The following is a 17,155-nucleotide window of genomic DNA, read 5'->3' as shown; positions in this document are numbered from 1 at the left end:
TAGCGTTTGCACGTGTCCCGGACCCGTACCGAACGCCTGGTCAACCTGGTGATCTGCCTGCTGTCGACGCGACGCTTCCTGACCGCCGCGCAGATCGCCGCGACCGTGCCCGGCTACGAGCACGACCCGGACGACGCCAAGGACCACGAGGCGTTCCAGCGCAAGTTCGAGCGCGACAAGGCCGAGCTGCGTGAGCTGGGCGTGCCGCTGGAGACCGGCACGGCGAGCGTCTTCGACGCCGAGCCGGGCTACCGGATCGCGCCGCGCGCCTACGCGCTGCCCGACATCCCGCTCGAACCGGACGAGGCCGCGGCGGTGGGCATCGCCGCGCGGCTGTGGCAGCACGCCGGGCTGGCCGCTGCCGCGTCGTCCGGGCTGGCGAAGCTGCGCGCCGCCGGCATTGACGTGGACCCGCAGGCCACGCTCGGCCTGGAGCCCATGGTCACGGTCGACCCGGCGTTCGCGCCGCTGACCGCCGCTGCGCGGGACCGCCGCGAGGTCAGCTTCGACTACCGGGTGCCGGACCGGGACGCGCCCACCCGCCGCCGGGTGCAACCGTGGGGCGTGGTCTGCTGGCGCGGCCGGTGGTACGTGGTCGGTCACGACCTGGACCGCGCGGCGACCCGCTGCTTCCGGCTGTCCCGGGTGGTCGGCACGGTCCGGGCGACTGGCGAGCCGGGCGCCTACGAGCCGCCCGTCGGCGTCGACCTGATCAGCCACGTGGCCCGCTGGTCCGGGCCGGTGGAGCGCACCGGCCGGGCCACGGTGCTGGCCACTCCGGGCCGCGCCGCCGGGCTGCGCCGCTGGGCGGTGGAGTGCCAGGCCGGCCCGGACGGCGACCGGCTGGTGCTGCCGTACGCCGACGCCGACTACCTCGCCGGCCAGATCGTCGGGTACGGCCCGGACGTGCGGGTCCTGGAGCCACCGGAGGTACGGGAGGCGGTCATCCAGCGGCTGAAGGAGGTCGCCGCCCGGCACGACGAGCTGGCGACCGCCGGGGGTGCCCGGTGACCCGCCCGGCGGCCCGCGCCGGCCGTGCCTCCGCCGACCGGCTGGCCCGGCTGCTCAACCTGGTGCCCTACCTGCTGGCCCGCCCCGGCATCGAGATCGCCGAGGCGGCGCACGACCTCGGGGTGACCGAGAAGCAGCTCCGGGAGGACCTGGAACTACTCTGGGTGTGCGGGCTGCCCGGCTACGGCCCCGGTGACCTGATCGACATGGCGTTCGACGGCGACCGGGTCACCATCACCTACGACGCCGGCATCGACCGGCCGCTGCGGCTCACCCCCGACGAGGCGCTGGCCCTGGTGGTGGCGTTGCGGATGATCGCCGAGACGCCCGGGGTGGCCAACCGGGAGGCGGTCGAGCGGGCGCTCGCCAAGATCGAGAACGCCGCCGGTGACCTGGCCGGCGCGCCGGTGGAGGTCCGCCTGCCCGGCGACAGCGCCCGGGTACGCGAGCTGCGCGCCGCCGTCGAGCGCGGCCGGGCGCTGCGGATCACCTACTACACCGCGGCGCGGGACGAGACCACCGAGCGCACCATCGACCCGCTGCGGATGCTGATGGTCGGCGGCCGGGCGTACGTGGAGGCGTGGTGCCGCCGTGCCGAGGCGGTGCGGCTGTTCCGGGCCGACCGGATCGACGCGGTGGCCGAGCTGCCGGAGCAGGCGGTCGTGCCGCCGCAGGCCCGCCCGCACGACCTCAGTGACGGCGTGTTCCGCCCGTCGGCCGACCTGCCGCTGATCACGCTGCGGATCGGCCGGGGCGAGCGGTGGATCACCGAATACTATCCGTGCGAGCGCGTCGAGGCCGACGGCGAGCAGTGGCTGGTGTCGCTGCGCGTCACCGACCTCGGGTGGGCCCGGCGGTTCGTTCTCGGGCTGGGCCCGGAGGTGACTGTGGTCGCCCCGGCCGAACTGGCCGAGCAGGTACGCGCCCAGGCCGTGGCCGCGCTCGACGCGTACGCGACCCCGGCCGGCACCGCCGACCCGGCGGCCGCCGGCGTCACCCGATAGGCTGACCGCCGTGGTGAAGTGGATCGTGCTCGGAGTCGTGCTGTTCGCGCTTGTCGTCCTGGCGCTGGCGGTCCGTCCGGTGGTGAGCCGCCTGCCCGGGCTGCGCCGTTCCGCGCTGGCGTTGCAGCGCCGGGCGGCCGAGGCGGAGTCGCTGCGTGCCGCCGCCGAACAGCTGCAGGCGCGGGCCGAGTCGCTCCAGGAACGGATCGTCGTCGCGCAGGAGCGGATGACGTTGATCAAGGCCAAGCGCGGCGACTGATCGAGGGCCCCCGGCCCGGTGAGCGTCGTTTGCGCGTAACCGGGCGGTTGCGCGCAGAAATGCGCGGACCTGGACGGTTGACGGGACACTTCGGGTTGGTCGAAACTTCACCGATCGGGCCCGCACCAGCAGGCCCACCGGGGTGGCAAGCCGCTGCGACGCACGTACGATGGGCGGCGACCCACCCTCACCGACACAGAGCGACTGGAGCTTCCCATGGGTGCCCTCAAGCCGTGGCACATCGCCGTACTCGTGGTCGTGCTGATCCTGCTGTTCGGCGCGAAGCGGCTCCCCGACGCGGCCCGCTCGCTGGGCCGGTCCCTGCGGATCATCAAGGCCGAGACCAAGAGCCTGCAGGACGACGACCGTGACCTCGCCGAGAAGGCGGACGCGCAGGCCGGCTACCAGCCGCTCCCGCCGCAGCAGCCGGTGCAGGGGCAGCCGTACGCGCAGCAGCAGCCGTACACGCAGCAGCCGTACGCGCCGCAGCCGCAGCAGCCGGTCGCTCCGCCGGCCGACCCGGTGCAGCGCGTCCGCGAGAACTGATCCGAGAGGGCCTCAACCACCGTGGCCTTCGGGTTGAAGAAGCGCGGCCCGAGCAACTTCGCGCGGGCCGCCGACGGCTCGATGACGCTCATCGAGCACATCCGGGAGCTGCGCAACCGGCTGTTCCGGGCGTCGCTGGCGATCCTGGTCGGCTTCGGCTTCGGCGTCTGGCTGTCCGGGCCGGTGCTGCACATCCTGCAGAAGCCCTACTGCGACCTGCCCAAGGCGCGGTTGATCGACGGCAACTGCAACTTCGTCCAGCTCGGTCCCGCCGACCTGTTCCTGCTGCAGATGAAGGTGGCCCTCTGGGTCGGCCTGATCATCGCCGCGCCGATCTGGCTCTACCAGCTCTGGGCGTTCATCGCGCCCGGCCTGCACCGGCACGAGCGGCGGTACGCGTACTTCTTCACCGCGCTGGCGGCCCCGCTGTTCGCGGCCGGCGCGGTGCTGGCGTACTTCGTCACGTCCAAGGGCCTGGAGTTCCTGCTCAACGTCTCCGGCGGCGGCGACGTGACCACCACTCTCGACATCACCCGCTACGTCGGGTTCGTCACGAACCTGATCCTGCTGTTCGGGGTGGCGTTCGAGTTCCCGCTGATCGTGCTGATGCTCAACTTCGTCGGCCTGGCCAGCGCCAAGCGGCTGCTCAGCTGGTGGCGGGTGGCGGTGTTCGTGTTCTTCGCGTTCTCCGCCGTGGTCACGCCGACACCCGACCCGTTCGGCATGACCGCGCTGGCGATCTGCCTCTGCGCGCTCTACTTCGCCGCGGTGGGGGTGGCGTTCATCAACGACAAGCGGCGCGGTCGCGGGCGTGAGGTCTACGCCGGCATCGCCGACGACGAGGTGTCACCGCTGGACCTGTCGACCGAGCCGGTGCCCGCCGGGGGCCGGATCGAGGCGTCCGAGCCGATCGGGGCACCCGAGCCGGTAGCGGCGCCGAAGCCGATCGAACGCCGCTACGACGACATGACCTGACCGACCCCGCTCACCCGGACGCCGTCCCCACCGCACGGGGGCGGCGTCCGCGTTTCCGCAGCCGCCCCTCGCCGCCGCGCCGAGTGCCCTCCGCCGACCTTGAACTCGATGCCCGCGCGACGGCCCGCCCTCACGTTGACCATGGACTTGCTGCCCCTCGGATGACCGGTTTCCGCACTTTGCCCGGGCAGGAAGTGCAAGATCGCCGGGCCGGGGCCGGGGCCGGGGCCGGGGCCGGGGGCGGGGGTCAGGTGATGCGGCGGGCTGTGCCGGGAGGGGCGGCGGGGACGGCGTCGGGGTGGAGGATGGCGGCTATGGTCTCGGCGCCGTCGACCAGGCGCGGGCCGGCGCGCACGATCAGCCCGTCCGCGTCCAGCGCCCACACCTGCGCGCCGGGGAAGCGCCCGGCCACGCCGACGGCCTGCTCGGCCGCGCCGTCGAGACGGAAGCCGCACGGCGCGACCAGCACCACGTCGGGTCGGGCGGCCCGCAGGGCGTCCCAGGTGGTCGGGCCGGAGCGGGCGCCGCGATGGGTGCCCACCGGCTCGCCGCCGGCCACGTCGACCAGGTCGGGAATCCAGTGCCCGGCGCCGAACGGCGGGTCCACCCACTCGACCACCGCGACCCGGGGCCGGGGCCGGCCCGCCACCGCCGCGCGGACCGCCGCGAGCCGGGCGCGCAGGCCGTCGACAAGGGCCTCGGCACGGTCGGGCACCCGGGCCGCCACGCCCACCGCGCGGATCGACTCCAGCACGTCGTCCAGGGTGTACGGGTCCAGCGACAGCACCTCGGACCGGCACCCGAGGTGGTCCACGGCGTCGGCGACCCGGCCCGAGGGCAGCGCGCAGACCCGGCACAGGTCCTGGGTGAGGATCAGGTCCGGGTCCAGCCCGGCCAGCGCCCCGGCGTGCAGCGTGTACAGGTCGGCTCCGGCCGCGACCTGCGCCCTGACGTAGGCGTCGATGTCGCCGGGACTCATGCCCCGGGTGTCCCGGCCGCCGACGACCACAGTGGTGCCCGCCCGGTACGACGCGGGCACCTCGCACTCGAACGTGACGCCGACCAGGTCGTCGCCGAGACCCAGCGCGTACACGATCTCGGTGGCGGAGGGAAGCAGGGAGACCAGCCGCATGCCGCCATCATGCCGGTCCCGCGGACCGCCCGGTGCGCGGGCACATCGGGCCGCCCTCGGGCCTTGCCGCGACGCCGTACCCGCTTAGACTCTGCTGACTCCGCCGAGCCCCCCGGGCGGTGTGCCGGGGTGCGTCGGCGCCCCGTTCCGGTCAGTCCGTCTGACCTGCGCTCCGGAGAACCCGATGAAGAGCCGTACCGCCGCCGTCCTGACCGTCCTCTGCGCGGCCACCGCGCTCACCGCCTGCGGTGACGACGAGCCCGCGCCGAAGGGCCAGCAGGTGCCGGTGACCGCCACCGACACCAGTTGTGAGGTCACCACCACGCTGTTCACCCCGGGCACCGTCACGTTCACCGTGACCAACCGGGGTCAGCAGGCCACCGGGGTCTACGTCTACGGCCGCGAGGGCGACGCCTTCACCAAGGTGATCGCCGAGGTGGCGGACGTGCCGGCGGGCCGTACCGGCGACCTGCGGGCCTCGCTGCAGACCGGCACGTACGAGGTGGCCTGCAAGCCCGGCCGGCAGGGCGACGGCGTGCGTACGAAGATCACCGTGTCCGACGACGGCAACCTGGCCAGCGCCGCAGCCGAGGTGGCCTACGACCGGTCGGTGACGATCGAGCTGACCGACGACGCGATGACCGGGGTGGACGCCCTGATCGCCGAGCCCGGCGAGAAGCTGGCGTTCAAGGTGACGAACAAGACCGCCGGGGCCCGGACGCTGTACGTGCTCAACCCCGACGGCAAGCGGGTCGCGGAGATGAAGGCGGAGGCCAACGGCACCGCCGAGACGGTGGTGACGCTCGGCGCGGCGGGGGACTGGTCGCTGAAGGTCAAGGGCGACGGCGTGCCGTCGGTGAGCAAGCGGCTGGTGGTGCGCTGAGGCGGCCGCGAAAACACCATCGATCCGGCTGCATCCACCGGGGACGGTGCGGGCGAAGCATTGGTCGTGACGACAGTCACGGACCTGGTCGCTTCGACGAAAGGCTCCCCGATGAACATCGCTCGTCTCGCCGCCCGGCTGGCCGTGGGCGCCACCGCGGCGGCGGTGGCCACCACCGCCGTCGCCGTGCCCGCCCAGGCCGGCGCCAAGCAGCCGGGCACGCGGTCGCTGGCCGCCGTGCTCACCGCGGACAAGAGCGGCTTCGACCGCAACTCGCGGGACTTCGACGTGCTCACCAAGGCGGTCCTGACGGTGCTGCAGGCCAAGCCGGACTCGCCGGTGAAGGTGCTCACCGACGGTACCGTCGCGCTGACCGCGTTCGTGCCGAACGACTACGCGTTCCGCGAGCTGGTCCGGGACATCACCGCCGCGAAGAAGCTGCCCGGGGAGAAGGCCGCGTTCGACGCGGTCGCCGGCCTGGGCGTGGACACGGTGGAGGACGTCCTGCTCTACCACGTCGTGCCGGGCGCGACGATCGACCGGAAGGCGGCGCTGAAGGCGGACGGCGCGGACCTGACCACCGCGCTCGGCGCCACCGTCGAGGTGGACGTGAAGCGCTGCTGGTACGGCCGCGAGGTGCGCCTGGTCGACGCCGACACCAGCGACCGCAACGCCAAGGTGGTGCGGTACGACATCAACAAGGGCAACAAGCAGATCGCGCACGCGGTGGACCGGGTGCTGCGCCCGATCGACCTTCCCTGAACCACCCCCGCCACGGCGCCCGGCACCCCCTGCCGAGCGCCGTCGGCGTGTGCCGCCCACCCGCCGTGTGACCTGGCTCTGGTGGGCGGCGCGAGCCGTGCCGTACGGTGCTCGCCGTGACCGCGCACGATCATGTCCCGCCCGGCCCCGTCGCCGTGCTCGCCAACCCGACCGCCGGCCGGGGGCGGCACCGCGGTCTGCTGCCCGGGATCCTGGAGCGCCTCGCCGGAGCGGGCCGCCCGGTCGAGCTGCTGCGCGCGCGTACCCCCGAGGAGGCGGAGGCGGCGTGCCACGCCGCGGTCGCCGGCGGCGCCGGGGCGCTCGTCGCGGTGGGCGGCGACGGCACGATGCACCGCGCGTTGCAGGCGGTCGCCGGCACCGATGTGCCGTTCGGGCCGGTACCGGCGGGCACCGGCAACGACTTCGCGGTGGACACCGGCTTCCCGGCCGACCCGGTGGCCGCGGTCGAGGTGATCGCCGACGCGCTCGCCGCCGGCCGTGCCCGGTCGGTGGACCTGGCGCGGCTGTCCCGGCGCGGCGAGGCCGACCGCTGGTTCGGCGCGGTGCTCGCGGCGGGCTTCGACGCGATCGTCAACGAACGCGCCAACCGGATGCGCTGGCCGCGCGGCCCGCGCCGGTACGACCTGGCGATAGTGGTCGAGCTGGCCCGGCTGCGGCCACGCCGCTACCGGCTGGTTCTCGACGGGGTGGCGCAGGAGGTCGACGCGGTGCTGGTCGCGGTGGGAAACACGGCCAGCTACGGCGGAGGCATGCGGATCTGCCCGGACGCCGACCCGCACGACGGCCTGCTGGACGTGGTGGTGGGCGGGCGGTTCGACAGGCGCACGCTGATGCGGGTCAAGCCGCAGATCTACCGGGGCACCCATGTCACGCACCCGCTGGCGCGCGTGTACCGGGCGCGGACGGTGGAGCTGGCCGCCGAGGGGATCACCTCGTACGCCGACGGGGAACGCTCCCTCGACCTGCCGGTGACCGTCACGGCCGTGCCGGCGGCGCTGCGGCTGCTGCGCTGACCGCCGCCACGCCCTCGGCGTCCGGTGGGCCGGGAACGGGCGGCGGCGCGGTGGACGGGGCGGCGGCGCGGACCGCGCCGGCGCTCGCGGCGACCACCAGCCCGATCGCGAGCACCTCGACCGGGTGCAGCGCCTGGCCGAGCACCAGCCAGCCGGCCACCGCGGCGATCGCCGGGCCGAGGCTCATCATGACCGCGAACGTCGCGGTGGGCAGCCGCCGCAGCGCCGCCAGCTCCAGGCTGTACGGCAGCACGGAGGCGAGCAGCGCCAGCCCGGTACCGAGCCCCAGCACCACCGGGTCGGCGAGGCGACCGCCGCCGTCGGCCAGCCCGAACGGTAGCGTCAGCAGCGCCGCGACGGTCAGCGAGAGGGCCAGCCCGTCCGCGCCGGGGAACCGCGCGCCGATCCGCGCCGAGCAGACGATGTACGCGGCCCACATCGCGCCCGCCGTCAGCGCCAGCGCCGCGCCGACCGGGTCGAGCCGGTCGAACCCGCCCTGCCCGAGCAGCGCCACCCCGCCCAGCGCCAGCGCGGCCCAGAACCAGGCCGCCGCCCGGCGCGCGCCGAACACCGACAGCGCCAGCGGGCCGAGCACCTCCAGCGTCACCGCCGGACCGAGCGGGATCCGCTCGATCGCCTGGTAGAAGATCGAGTTCATGCCGGCCAGGGCCAGCCCGAACGCGACCACTGCGGCCCAGTCCCGGCGCCCGTACCCGCGCACCCGGGGGCGGCACACCACGAGCATCACCAGCGCGCCGATGGTCAGCCGCAGCGTCACCGCCCCGGCCACCCCGGTACGCGGGAAGAGCAGCGCCGCCAGCGCGGAGCCGAACTGCACCGACAGCGCCCCGCCGAGCACCAGCGCGACGCCGCCGAGCCGGCCCGGCGCACGCGGCGGCAAGGGGTGGACACCGGTCATGCCCCTGACCGTAGCCGGTGCGCCGGGACGGGTTCGCGCCGCTGGCGGGGTGTGCGCTCAGCCGACCCCGGCCAGGTCGAGCACCGCGCCGAGCCCGTTCGGGCGGCCGGCGTCGGCGCACGGCAGCACCAGCACCCCGCACCCGGCCGCGACCGCGCCCGCGTCGGCCGGGGTGTCGCCCACCATGAGCGTGCGCTCCGGGTCGACGCCGAGCATTCCGCAGGCGCGCAGGAAGATGCCCGGGTCCGGCTTGCAGCGCCCCACCTCGTACGACAGCGCGTACGCGTCGACCAGCCCGTCGAGATCCCAGGCGGCGAACAGCGGCCGCAGGTCGAAGCCGATGTTGCTGACCACCGCCACCTTCACCCCGGCGGAGCGCAGCGCGCCGAGCACCGGCTCGGTGTCCGGGTACGGCACCCAGCCCTCGGGCACCAGCACCCGCTCGTAGAGCGCGTCGGCGAACCCGTCGATGCCGGTGTCCACCGTCTCGGCCAGCCCGGTGTACGCGCCCCGGTGGGCCTGCGGGTAGAGATCGCGGTCGGCCCACAGCTCGGCCAGCCGGGGCGGCACCCGGGCCGGCAGCGGGCCACCCGCGCGCCCGGCGGTGAGCAGCCGGTCGGCCAGCGACGTGGCCCGGATCCGGTCCAGCTCGACGCCGCAGGCGGACGCCGCGGCGAGCACCCAGGTCAGCGGCTCCTCCACCTGGGCGAGCGTGCCGTGGAAGTCGAAGAGCACCGCCTCCACGGGCCGGCGGGACGGGCGCGGGCCCACGACGTCGTCGGCGCCGCTGGCGGCATGGGGCAGTTCGGTACGGTCCGGCACGTCGTGCACCCTACCGACCCGCTCCGACCGTCCTGCCGGATGGCCTTGACCGGTACTCGTCGGCCGTACCGATTAATCTTGGATCCATGTCGAGCCCCGCCGAGCGGTACGCCGCGGCGCGCCGCCGGGCCGCGCAGGCCTCCGCCTTCCCGGCCCTGGACGAATTCTCCCTGGATCTCGGGTTCGATCTCGACGACTTCCAGCGCGAGGCGTGCGAGGCGCTGGAGCGGGGCAGCGGCGTGCTGGTCTGCGCGCCCACCGGCGCCGGCAAGACCGTGGTGGGCGAGTTCGCGGTGCACCTGGCGCTGCGCGGCCGGCCCGGCGGCGACGCGCCTGCGGCCCGGCGCAAGTGCTTCTACACCACGCCGATCAAGGCGCTGTCCAACCAGAAGTACCACGACCTGGTGGACCGCTACGGTGCCGAGCAGGTCGGCCTGCTCACCGGCGACAACGCGATAAACGGCGACGCGCCGGTGGTGGTGATGACCACCGAGGTGCTGCGCAACATGCTCTACGCCGGCTCGGCCACCCTGGAGGGCCTGGCGTACGTGGTGATGGACGAGGTCCACTACCTGGCCGACCGGTTCCGTGGCGGGGTCTGGGAAGAGGTGATCATCCACCTGCCCGAGTCGGTCACGCTGGTGTCGCTGTCGGCCACCGTCTCCAACGCCGAGGAGTTCGCCGACTGGCTGGTCACCGTACGCGGCGAGACCGCCGTGGTGGTCTCCGAGCACCGCCCGGTGCCGCTGTGGCAGCACATGCTCGTCGGCAAGCGGATGTTCGACCTGTTCCACGACGCCGACGCGGCCCGCAAGCACGACGTGCACCCGGAGCTGCTGCGCTACACCCGGGACACGATGCGCCGGCTGGAGCTGGGCGAGGGCCGCAGCGCCGGCCCCGGCGGCGGCCGGCGCGGCCCGCGTTGGCGCGGTCCGATGCGCCCGGACATCGTCGACCGGCTCGACCGGGAGGGGCTGCTGCCGGCGATCCTGTTCATCTTCAGCCGGGCCGGCTGCGACGCCGCAGTGCAGCAGTGCCTGGCCGCCGGGCTGCGCCTGACCTCCCCTGAGGAACGCGCCGAGATCCGCCGGGTGGTCGAGTCCCGGGTCACCGCCATCCCCGGCGAGGACCTGTCGGTGCTCGGCTACTGGGAGTGGCTCGACGGGCTGGAGCGCGGGCTGGCCGCCCACCACGCCGGCATGCTCCCCGCGTTCAAGGAGGTCGTCGAGGAGCTGTTCGTCCGCGGGCTGGTCAAGGCCGTCTTCGCCACCGAGACGCTGGCGCTGGGCATCAACATGCCGGCCCGCTGCGTGGTGCTGGAACGCCTGGTCAAGTTCAACGGCGAGGCCCACGTCGACCTCACCCCGGGCGAGTACACCCAGCTCACCGGCCGGGCCGGCCGCCGGGGCATCGACGTCGAGGGCCACGCCGTGGTGGTCTGGTCGCCGGAGACCGACCCCCGGCACGTGGCCGGGCTCGCCTCCACCCGCACCTACCCGCTGCGCTCCAGCTTCCGGCCGTCGTACAACATGGCCGTCAACCTGGTCGGCAGCGTCGGCGCGGCGCCGGCCCGCGAGCTGCTGGAGTCCTCGTTCGCGCAGTTCCAGGCCGACCGGTCGGTGGTCGGTCTGGCCCGGCAGGTGCAGCGCAACACCGAGACGATCGAGGCGTACGGCGCGGAGGCCGCCTGCCACCACGGCGACTTCGACGAGTACTTCGCGCTGCGGGTGGCGATCGCCGACCGGGAACGCGCCATCGCCCGGCAGGGGCAGAGCCAGCGCAAGGCGGCGGCTGTCGCCTCGCTGGAGCGGCTGCGGGTCGGTGACGTGATCCGGGTGCCGTCCGGGCGGCGGGCCGGCCTGGCGGTGGTGCTGGACCCGGCCACCGGCGGGTTCGGCGAGCCCCGGCCGCTGGTGCTCACCCAGGACCGCTGGGCCGGGCGGGTCACCCCCGGTGACTTCACCACCCCGGCGGAGGTGCTGACCCGCATCCGGGTGCCGAAGCACTTCAACCACCGTTCGCCCGCGGCCCGGCGGGACCTGGCGGCGGCGGTCAGCGGCACCGGCCTGGACCGGCACGGCGGCCGGCGGGGCGGCCGGTCCCGTCAGGCGGCGGGGGAGGACCACCGCCTCAGCCAGCTCCGCGTCGAGCTGCGTGCGCACCCGTGTCACGCCTGCCCGGACCGGGAGGAGCACGCCCGCTGGGCGGAGCGGCGGCGCCGGCTGGAACGCGACACCGAGGAGCTGCGTCAGCGGGTGTCCGGGCGGACCGGCTCGCTGGCCCGTACCTTCGACCGGATCGTGGCGTTGCTGACCGCGCGCGGCTACCTTGCCGCCGACGGTGAGGTCACCGACGCCGGCCGGATGCTGGCCCGGATCTGGACCGAGGCGGACCTGCTGGTGGCCGAGTGCCTGCGCCGCCGGGTGTGGGACGGCCTGTCCCCGGCCGAGCTGGCCGCCGCCGTGTCGGTGGTGGTCTTCGAGGCCCGGCGGGACGTCGACGAGCGGGCGTCGTTGCCGCGTGGCGGGGTCGCCGACGCGGTCGACGAGACGCTCAAGCTGTGGGGCGACATCGAGGCCGACGAGGCGGCGCGCGGCCTGGCGGTGACCCGCGAGCCGGATCTCGGGTTCGCCTGGCCGATCTACCGGTGGGCGCGCGGCGAGGCGCTGGCCAAGGTGCTCGCCAGCGGGCACCAGATCGACGGGGAGATGCCGGCCGGCGACTTCGTCAGGTGGGCACGACAGGTGGTCGACCTGCTCGGGCAGGTCGCCGACTCGGGTGGCGCTTCGGCCGAGCTGCGCGGCACCGCACGGCAGGCCATCGCGGCGGTCAACCGGGGCGTGCTGGCCTACCACGCCTCCGCATAGGGTCACTTTCGGTCACCGGTCGCCGGGAATCGACGCACCTCTGCGTCACGGCGCTACCACCCCGCGAATTGTCGGGGGGTCGATGTGCGCCCTGGTCAGGGCCTATCCCATCATTGCCCGGGGCGCCGTGGGTCGCGCTGAGCCGAGGTTGAGGGAAGGGCGTCGTGGGCGAGATCAATCACTTCGAGTACGGGTGGATCACACCCGCGCTCAGCTACGCGTTGTCAGTGCTCGGCTCGGCGCTCGGACTGGTCTGCGCCGGGCGGATCCGGACCGCCACCAGCGGCGGCCAGCGCGCCTGGTGGGGCCTGCTCGCCGCGTGGGCGCTGGGTGGCACCGCGATCTGGGCCATGCACTTCATGGCGATGCTCGGGTTCGCCGTCTCCGGCACCCGGATCCGCTACGACGTGCCGCTGACGGCCGCCAGCACCGCGATCGCGGTGGCGTCGGTCGGCATCGGGCTGGCGATCGTGGGCACCGGCCGGCTCGCCGCGCCGCGTCTGCTGGCCGGCGGGTTCTTCACCGGCGCCGGGGTGGCCGCCATGCACTACACCGGCATGGCCGCGATGCGCCTGGACGGCTCGTTCGGCTACGACCCGCTGCGGGTGACGCTGTCGGTGGTCATCGCGATCGTGGCCGCCACCGTCGCGCTCTGGCTGGCGATGACCGTCCGGCGTGGGCTCGCCATCGCCGCCTCGGCGCTGGTCATGGGCATCGCTGTCAACGGCATGCACTTCACCGGCATGAGCGCGCTGTCGGTGCACCTGCACGAGAGCCGCGGCCCGGCCTCCGGCACCGAGGTGAGCGGACTGCTGGTGCCGATCGTGCTGGCGGTGGTCTTCGGCGTGGTGGGGCTCGTCTACGCGCTGCTCGCCGCGCCTTCGGACGACGACCGGGCCGGGGCCGCGTACGTCAGCTCGCGGCTCGGTGACGCGCCGCGGACGGTCGCCGCCGAGCCCGCGCCGGACCCGGTGGGCCTGCGTGCCCGGTCGACGCTGGCGCAGCCCGGCGCCCAGTTCCCGAGCCGCCGGAGCACCGACCGCCCTTCGTGATCAACTGATCACGATCGGTCGCCCGCCAGCGCGTCGACCAGGCGGCGGCAGGACCCGGCCAGGTTCCAGCGCTGCGCCAGCTCCAGCAGCCGCTCCGGGTCGGCGGGCGACGTCGGCAGCGTCGGGTCCAGCTCGGGCAGCGGCACGTCGGTGGCGACCCGGACCACCTTCGGCGCCACCGCCAGGTAGTCGCGGGCGGCGTCGAGCTTGGCGCGCAGCCCCGGGGCGAAGCCGGAGCCGGGGTCGTCGAGCGCGGCCAGGATGCCGTCGAGCCCGCCGTAGCGGTCGATCAGCCGGGCGGCGGTCTTCTCACCCACCCCGGCCACGCCGGGCAGGCCGTCGCTGGGGTCGCCGCGCAGCGCCGCGAAGTCGGCGTACCGGTCGGCGGGCACGCCGTAGCGGGCCCGCACCGCCGCGTCGTCGCAGTCGTCCAGCTTGGCCACGCCCCGCCCGACGTAGAGCAGCCGCACCGGGCGCGCGTCGTCGACGAGCTGGAACAGGTCGCGGTCGCCGGAGACCACCTCGACCGGGCCGGGCTGGGTCACCGAGAGCGTGCCGAGCACGTCGTCGGCCTCGTAGCCGGTGGCGCCCACAACCGGGATGCCGAGCGCGTCGAGGACCTCCAGGATCATCGGCACCTGCGGGGACAGCGTGTCCGGCACGACCTCGCCGCCCTCGGGCGCGACCCGGTGCGCCTTGTACGACGGCAGCAGCTCGACCCGCCACGCCGGCCGCCAGTCGTGGTCCATCGCGCAGATCATCCGGTCGGGACGGCGGGTGCGGACCAGCTGGGCGAGCATGTCGAGGAAGCCGCGCACGGCGTTGACGGGCTGGCCGTCGCCGGTCTTCGCGGCCGACTCGGGAATGCCGAAGTAGGCGCGGAAGTAGAGGCTGGGGGAGTCGATCAGGAGGATCGGCTGTCGGTGTGCCACGGCGACAAGCCTTCCACAGCCCTCTGACGAGATGGGGGAGGCGACCGCCGGAGCGGAAACCCGGGCGCGCGCGGGTCCCCGGATGCGCAGACTGGCGGGGTGAGCTTCGTACCCGGCCTGACCCTGGCCCGCCGGTTCCACGACGAGGTGGTGGGTCCGCTGCTGGCGCGGCGGCTGCCCGGCCTGCGGTACTCCGCCGGTCTGCTCGACGGCGGCTCCGAGCTGCTCGGCCTCGACACGCCCCGCTCCACCGACCACGACTGGGGTCCGCGTACCCAGGTCTTCGTGGACAGCGCGCACGACGTGGCGCCGGTACGGGCGGCGCTGGACGCGGACCTGCCGGCGCGGTTCCTCGGCTGGCCGACCCGGTACGCCGGCGGCCCGGCGGTACGGCTCGGCACGGTGCACGCCGACGGCGACCGGCACGGCGTGAGCGTGGACGAGCTGGGCGCGTGGCTGCGGGACCGGCTGGGCGCCGACCCGCGCGCCGGCATGTCGGTGGCGGACTGGCTGGCGACGCCGACGCAGCGGCTGGCGGAGCTGACCGGGGGAGCGGTGTTCCACGACGGGCTCGACGGGGCTCTCACCGCCGCCCGCGCCGCGCTGGCCTGGTATCCGGACGACGTGTGGCGGCACGTGCTGGCGTCCGGGTGGCAGCGGGTCGCGCAGGCCGAGCACCTGGCGGGCCGGTGCGCCGAGGTCGGCGACGAGCTGGGCAGCCGGGTGGTGGCCGCCGGGCTGGCCCGGGACCTGATGCGCCTCGGGCTGCTGCTGCGCCGCCGCTGGCCCCCGTACGCGAAATGGCTCGGCACGGTGTTCGCGACGCTGCCGGGCGCGGCGCCGGTGGTGGACGGGCTCGCCGCCGCGCTCGGTCCGGGCGAGTGGGCGGTCCGCGAGCCGGGCCTGGTCCGGGCGCTGGAGACGGTGGCCGGCTGGACCAACGACGTCGCGCTGGCGCCGGCTGTGGACCCGGCCGCCCGGCCCTTCCACGACCGGCCGTTCCTGGTGCTCGACGCGGGCCGCTTCGTCGAGGCGCTCCGCGCCGCGATCACCGACCCGCGGCTGCGCGACCGGCCGCCGATCGGCGCGGTGGACCAGTACGTCGACAGCGTGGACGTGCTCACCCACCCGGACCGCGCCCGCCGGGTGGCCGCGGCGGTTGTCCGTCCGCCGGGCGCGGCCTAGACTCCGATTCGAGTCGCATCGATCCGCGACTGTCTATCTCGTCTCCGAGGGTCCGGGCCGCCCGTCGCAGGCGCCTCGCCGGCGAGGACGCCGCTCCGTGCGGCGTTCCCACCACCGAGGAGAACAGCATGCTGTCCAAAATGAGCAGACTCCGGCTGCTCGGCGCGGCGCTCGCCGCCGCCGGGCTCGCCGTCGGAGCGGCGCTCGCCGTCCCCGGGCCGGCCTCGGCCGCCGCGCTGACCGAGGTGACGAACTTCGGCACCAACCCGAGCAACCTGCGCATGTACCTGTACGTCCCGGACACCGTCGCGGCCCGTCCCGGCCTGCTCGTGGTGAACCACTACTGCACCGGCAGCGGCCCGGCCATGTACTCCGGCACCCAGTTCGCGTCGCTGGCCGACCGGTACGGCTACATCGTCGTCTACCCGTCGGTGACCCGCAGCAGCAAGTGCTTCGACGTGTCCTCACCGCAGGCGCTGCGCCGCGACGGCGGCAGCGACCCGGTGGGCATCAAGTCCATGGTGGACTACGTGCGGCAGCGCTACCCGGTCGACTCGCAGCGGATCTTCACCACCGGCACCTCGTCCGGCGCGATGATGACGAACGTGCTGCTCGGCGACTACCCGGACGTGTTTCGCGCCGGGGCGGCCTTCGCCGGGGTGCCGTTCGGCTGCTTCGCCACCACGAACGGCTCGGAGTGGAACAGCGAGTGCGCCAACGGCCAGGTGCTGAAGACCCCGCAGCAGTGGGGCGACCTGGTGCGCAACGCCTACCCCGGCTACACCGGCCCGCGTCCGCGGATGCAGATCTGGCACGGCACCAACGACGAGACGCTGCGCTACCCGAACTTCGGCGAGCAGATCGACCAGTGGACGAACGTGCACGGGCTGAGCCAGACGCCCGACTACACGGACAGCCCGCAGTCCGGCTACACCCGGACCCGCTACGGCGGCACCGGCGGCACCGCGACCGTCGAGGCGATCAGCATGCAGGGCGTCACGCACAACCTGCCGGTGGACGCGGCCCAGGCGATCCGCTTCTTCGGCCTGGACACCGTGCCGCCGACCAGCCCGCCGCCCACCACGGCCGTCCCCACCACGCCGCCACCCACCACGCCCCCGCCGACGACGCCCCCGCCCACCACGGCGCCGCCGCCCACGACGCCGCCGCCGTCGGGGGCCTGCCGGGTCGGGTACGTGGTGAACGCCTGGAACAACGGCCTCACCGCCTCGGTGACGATCACCAACACGTCCACCACGGCGATAAGCGGCTGGAGCCTCGCGTTCACGCTGCCGGGCGGCCAGACGATCACCGGCGGCTGGAACGCCACCTACAGCCCCACCAGCGGCGCGGTGACCGCCCGCAACGTCTCCTACAACCCGGTGATCGCACCGGGCGGCTCGGTGGACATCGGCTTCCAGGCCACCCACACCGGCAACGCCGGTAAACCCGGCTCGTTCACGCTCAACGGAAGCCCCTGCACGGCCGCCTGATCCGCACGCCAGTACGCCGAGGTGGCGGCATCCCGGACACGGTGATGCCGCCACCTCGGCGAAGCGGTGGCGACCACGCGGGACCGGGCATGAGCACCGCCGCGGCGGGTACCCGTACCGGACGGACACCGGCGGGAACCGAAGGAGCGGATATGAAGGTCCGAAGCTCCCTGCGCGCACTCAAGCGCAAGGCCGACTCGATAGTGGTCCGGCGCCGGGGCAAGCTGTTCGTGCTGAACAAGTCCGACCGGCGGCAGAAGGCCCGGCAGGGCTGAGCCC

17 protein-coding genes are annotated in these 17,155 nt (G+C 74.5%); 13 read left to right on the top strand and 4 right to left on the bottom strand.

Annotated features, from left to right (window positions below):
* The first annotated feature begins 12 nt into the window (after positions 1-12).
* The 5 genes from O7542_RS11345 (at position 13) to tatC (ending at position 3,795) form a co-directional block, all read left to right on the top strand.
* On the top strand, positions 13-1,011 hold the full coding sequence (locus tag O7542_RS11345) for a WYL domain-containing protein (protein WP_113973691.1): 999 nt from the start codon (positions 13-15) through the stop codon (positions 1,009-1,011).
* Entirely contained in the window at positions 1,008-2,015 is a 1,008-nt protein-coding gene (locus tag O7542_RS11340) for a YafY family protein (RefSeq protein WP_043324373.1), read from the top strand. Before O7542_RS11345 ends, O7542_RS11340 begins: the two co-directional genes overlap by 4 nt.
* 10 nt (positions 2,016-2,025) lie before the next feature.
* Positions 2,026-2,274: a hypothetical protein gene (locus O7542_RS11335; protein WP_281606194.1), complete on the top strand. Its 249-nt coding sequence runs from the start codon at positions 2,026-2,028 to the stop codon at positions 2,272-2,274.
* Positions 2,275-2,490: 216 nt separating this feature from the next.
* Positions 2,491-2,820: a Sec-independent protein translocase subunit TatA gene (tatA, locus tag O7542_RS11330; RefSeq protein ID WP_030504140.1), complete on the top strand. Its 330-nt coding sequence runs from the start codon at positions 2,491-2,493 to the stop codon at positions 2,818-2,820.
* Positions 2,821-2,841: 21 nt separating this feature from the next.
* Positions 2,842-3,795 carry a twin-arginine translocase subunit TatC gene (tatC, locus tag O7542_RS11325; protein ID WP_281606193.1) on the top strand — a complete coding sequence of 318 codons (954 nt, stop codon included), beginning with the start codon at positions 2,842-2,844 and terminating at the stop codon, positions 3,793-3,795.
* A gap of 247 nt (positions 3,796-4,042) precedes the next feature.
* Here tatC and O7542_RS11320 read toward each other — a convergent pair whose 3' ends face one another.
* Entirely contained in the window at positions 4,043-4,927 is an 885-nt protein-coding gene (locus O7542_RS11320; RefSeq protein ID WP_281606192.1) for an ABC transporter substrate-binding protein, read from the bottom strand.
* A gap of 184 nt (positions 4,928-5,111) precedes the next feature.
* Here O7542_RS11320 and O7542_RS11315 point away from each other — a divergent pair, with 184 nt between their 5' ends.
* The 3 genes from O7542_RS11315 (at position 5,112) to O7542_RS11305 (ending at position 7,606) form a co-directional block, all read left to right on the top strand.
* Complete coding sequence (locus O7542_RS11315; protein WP_064446096.1) at positions 5,112-5,810, top strand: hypothetical protein; 699 nt, start codon at positions 5,112-5,114, stop codon at positions 5,808-5,810.
* A 111-nt stretch (positions 5,811-5,921) separates the two neighbouring features.
* Positions 5,922-6,572 carry a fasciclin domain-containing protein gene (locus O7542_RS11310; RefSeq protein ID WP_187694154.1) on the top strand — a complete coding sequence of 217 codons (651 nt, stop codon included), beginning with the start codon at positions 5,922-5,924 and terminating at the stop codon, positions 6,570-6,572.
* 107 nt (positions 6,573-6,679) lie between these two features.
* A complete protein-coding gene (locus tag O7542_RS11305) occupies positions 6,680-7,606 on the top strand; it encodes a diacylglycerol kinase (RefSeq protein WP_104112588.1) in 927 nt (308 codons plus the stop codon).
* Here O7542_RS11305 and O7542_RS11300 read toward each other — a convergent pair.
* Entirely contained in the window at positions 7,569-8,525 is a 957-nt protein-coding gene (locus tag O7542_RS11300) for an EamA family transporter (protein ID WP_064446093.1), read from the bottom strand. The genes O7542_RS11305 and O7542_RS11300 overlap by 38 nt on opposite strands.
* A gap of 57 nt (positions 8,526-8,582) precedes the next feature.
* The gene (locus tag O7542_RS11295) at positions 8,583-9,329 is read right to left on the bottom strand and encodes an HAD-IA family hydrolase (protein WP_176722902.1); all 747 of its coding nucleotides are present in this window, start codon (positions 9,327-9,329) and stop codon (positions 8,583-8,585) included.
* A gap of 104 nt (positions 9,330-9,433) precedes the next feature.
* Here O7542_RS11295 and O7542_RS11290 point away from each other — a divergent pair, with 104 nt between their 5' ends.
* Both O7542_RS11290 and O7542_RS11285 read left to right on the top strand, forming a co-directional pair.
* Entirely contained in the window at positions 9,434-12,214 is a 2,781-nt protein-coding gene (locus O7542_RS11290; protein ID WP_064446092.1) for a DEAD/DEAH box helicase, read from the top strand.
* Positions 12,215-12,378: 164 nt separating this feature from the next.
* Entirely contained in the window at positions 12,379-13,266 is an 888-nt protein-coding gene (locus O7542_RS11285) for an MHYT domain-containing protein (RefSeq protein WP_064446091.1), read from the top strand.
* A gap of 8 nt (positions 13,267-13,274) precedes the next feature.
* Here the strand turns inward: O7542_RS11285 and O7542_RS11280 are convergent, their stop codons facing one another.
* Positions 13,275-14,198 carry a 5'-3' exonuclease gene (locus O7542_RS11280; protein WP_113973673.1) on the bottom strand — a complete coding sequence of 308 codons (924 nt, stop codon included), beginning with the start codon at positions 14,196-14,198 and terminating at the stop codon, positions 13,275-13,277.
* A gap of 99 nt (positions 14,199-14,297) precedes the next feature.
* On the opposite strand from O7542_RS11280, the gene O7542_RS11275 reads away from it, so the two are divergent.
* From O7542_RS11275 to O7542_RS11265, 3 genes are all read left to right on the top strand, one after another.
* Positions 14,298-15,383: a DUF4037 domain-containing protein gene (locus tag O7542_RS11275; RefSeq protein WP_043324358.1), complete on the top strand. Its 1,086-nt coding sequence runs from the start codon at positions 14,298-14,300 to the stop codon at positions 15,381-15,383.
* A gap of 128 nt (positions 15,384-15,511) precedes the next feature.
* Entirely contained in the window at positions 15,512-16,876 is a 1,365-nt protein-coding gene (locus O7542_RS11270) for a PHB depolymerase family esterase (protein WP_281606191.1), read from the top strand.
* Between the two features lie 152 nt (positions 16,877-17,028).
* Positions 17,029-17,151: a ribosomal protein bL36 gene (locus O7542_RS11265; protein WP_043324353.1), complete on the top strand. Its 123-nt coding sequence runs from the start codon at positions 17,029-17,031 to the stop codon at positions 17,149-17,151.
* The last annotated feature ends 4 nt before the right edge of the window (positions 17,152-17,155 follow it).

Source organism: Micromonospora sp. WMMC264, assembly GCF_027497275.1.
GTDB classification, from domain to species: Bacteria; Actinomycetota; Actinomycetes; order Mycobacteriales; family Micromonosporaceae; genus Micromonospora; species Micromonospora chalcea.
This window is presented reverse-complemented; position numbering and strand designations above follow the sequence as displayed.

What these genes read in the sequence shown, in the direction of transcription:
- O7542_RS11265 (WP_043324353.1), top strand. Translation starts at nt 17,029, where the DNA reads ATGAAGGTCCGAAGCTCCCTGCGCGCACTCAAGCGCAAGGCCGACTCG.
- tatA (WP_030504140.1), top strand. Translation starts at nt 2,491, where the DNA reads ATGGGTGCCCTCAAGCCGTGGCACATCGCCGTACTCGTGGTCGTGCTG.
- O7542_RS11315 (WP_064446096.1), top strand. Translation starts at nt 5,112, where the DNA reads ATGAAGAGCCGTACCGCCGCCGTCCTGACCGTCCTCTGCGCGGCCACC.
- O7542_RS11300 (WP_064446093.1), bottom strand. Translation starts at nt 8,525, where the DNA reads ATGACCGGTGTCCACCCCTTGCCGCCGCGTGCGCCGGGCCGGCTCGGC.
- O7542_RS11290 (WP_064446092.1), top strand. Translation starts at nt 9,434, where the DNA reads ATGTCGAGCCCCGCCGAGCGGTACGCCGCGGCGCGCCGCCGGGCCGCG.
- O7542_RS11270 (WP_281606191.1), top strand. Translation starts at nt 15,512, where the DNA reads ATGCTGTCCAAAATGAGCAGACTCCGGCTGCTCGGCGCGGCGCTCGCC.
- O7542_RS11320 (WP_281606192.1), bottom strand. Translation starts at nt 4,927, where the DNA reads ATGCGGCTGGTCTCCCTGCTTCCCTCCGCCACCGAGATCGTGTACGCG.
- O7542_RS11310 (WP_187694154.1), top strand. Translation starts at nt 5,922, where the DNA reads ATGAACATCGCTCGTCTCGCCGCCCGGCTGGCCGTGGGCGCCACCGCG.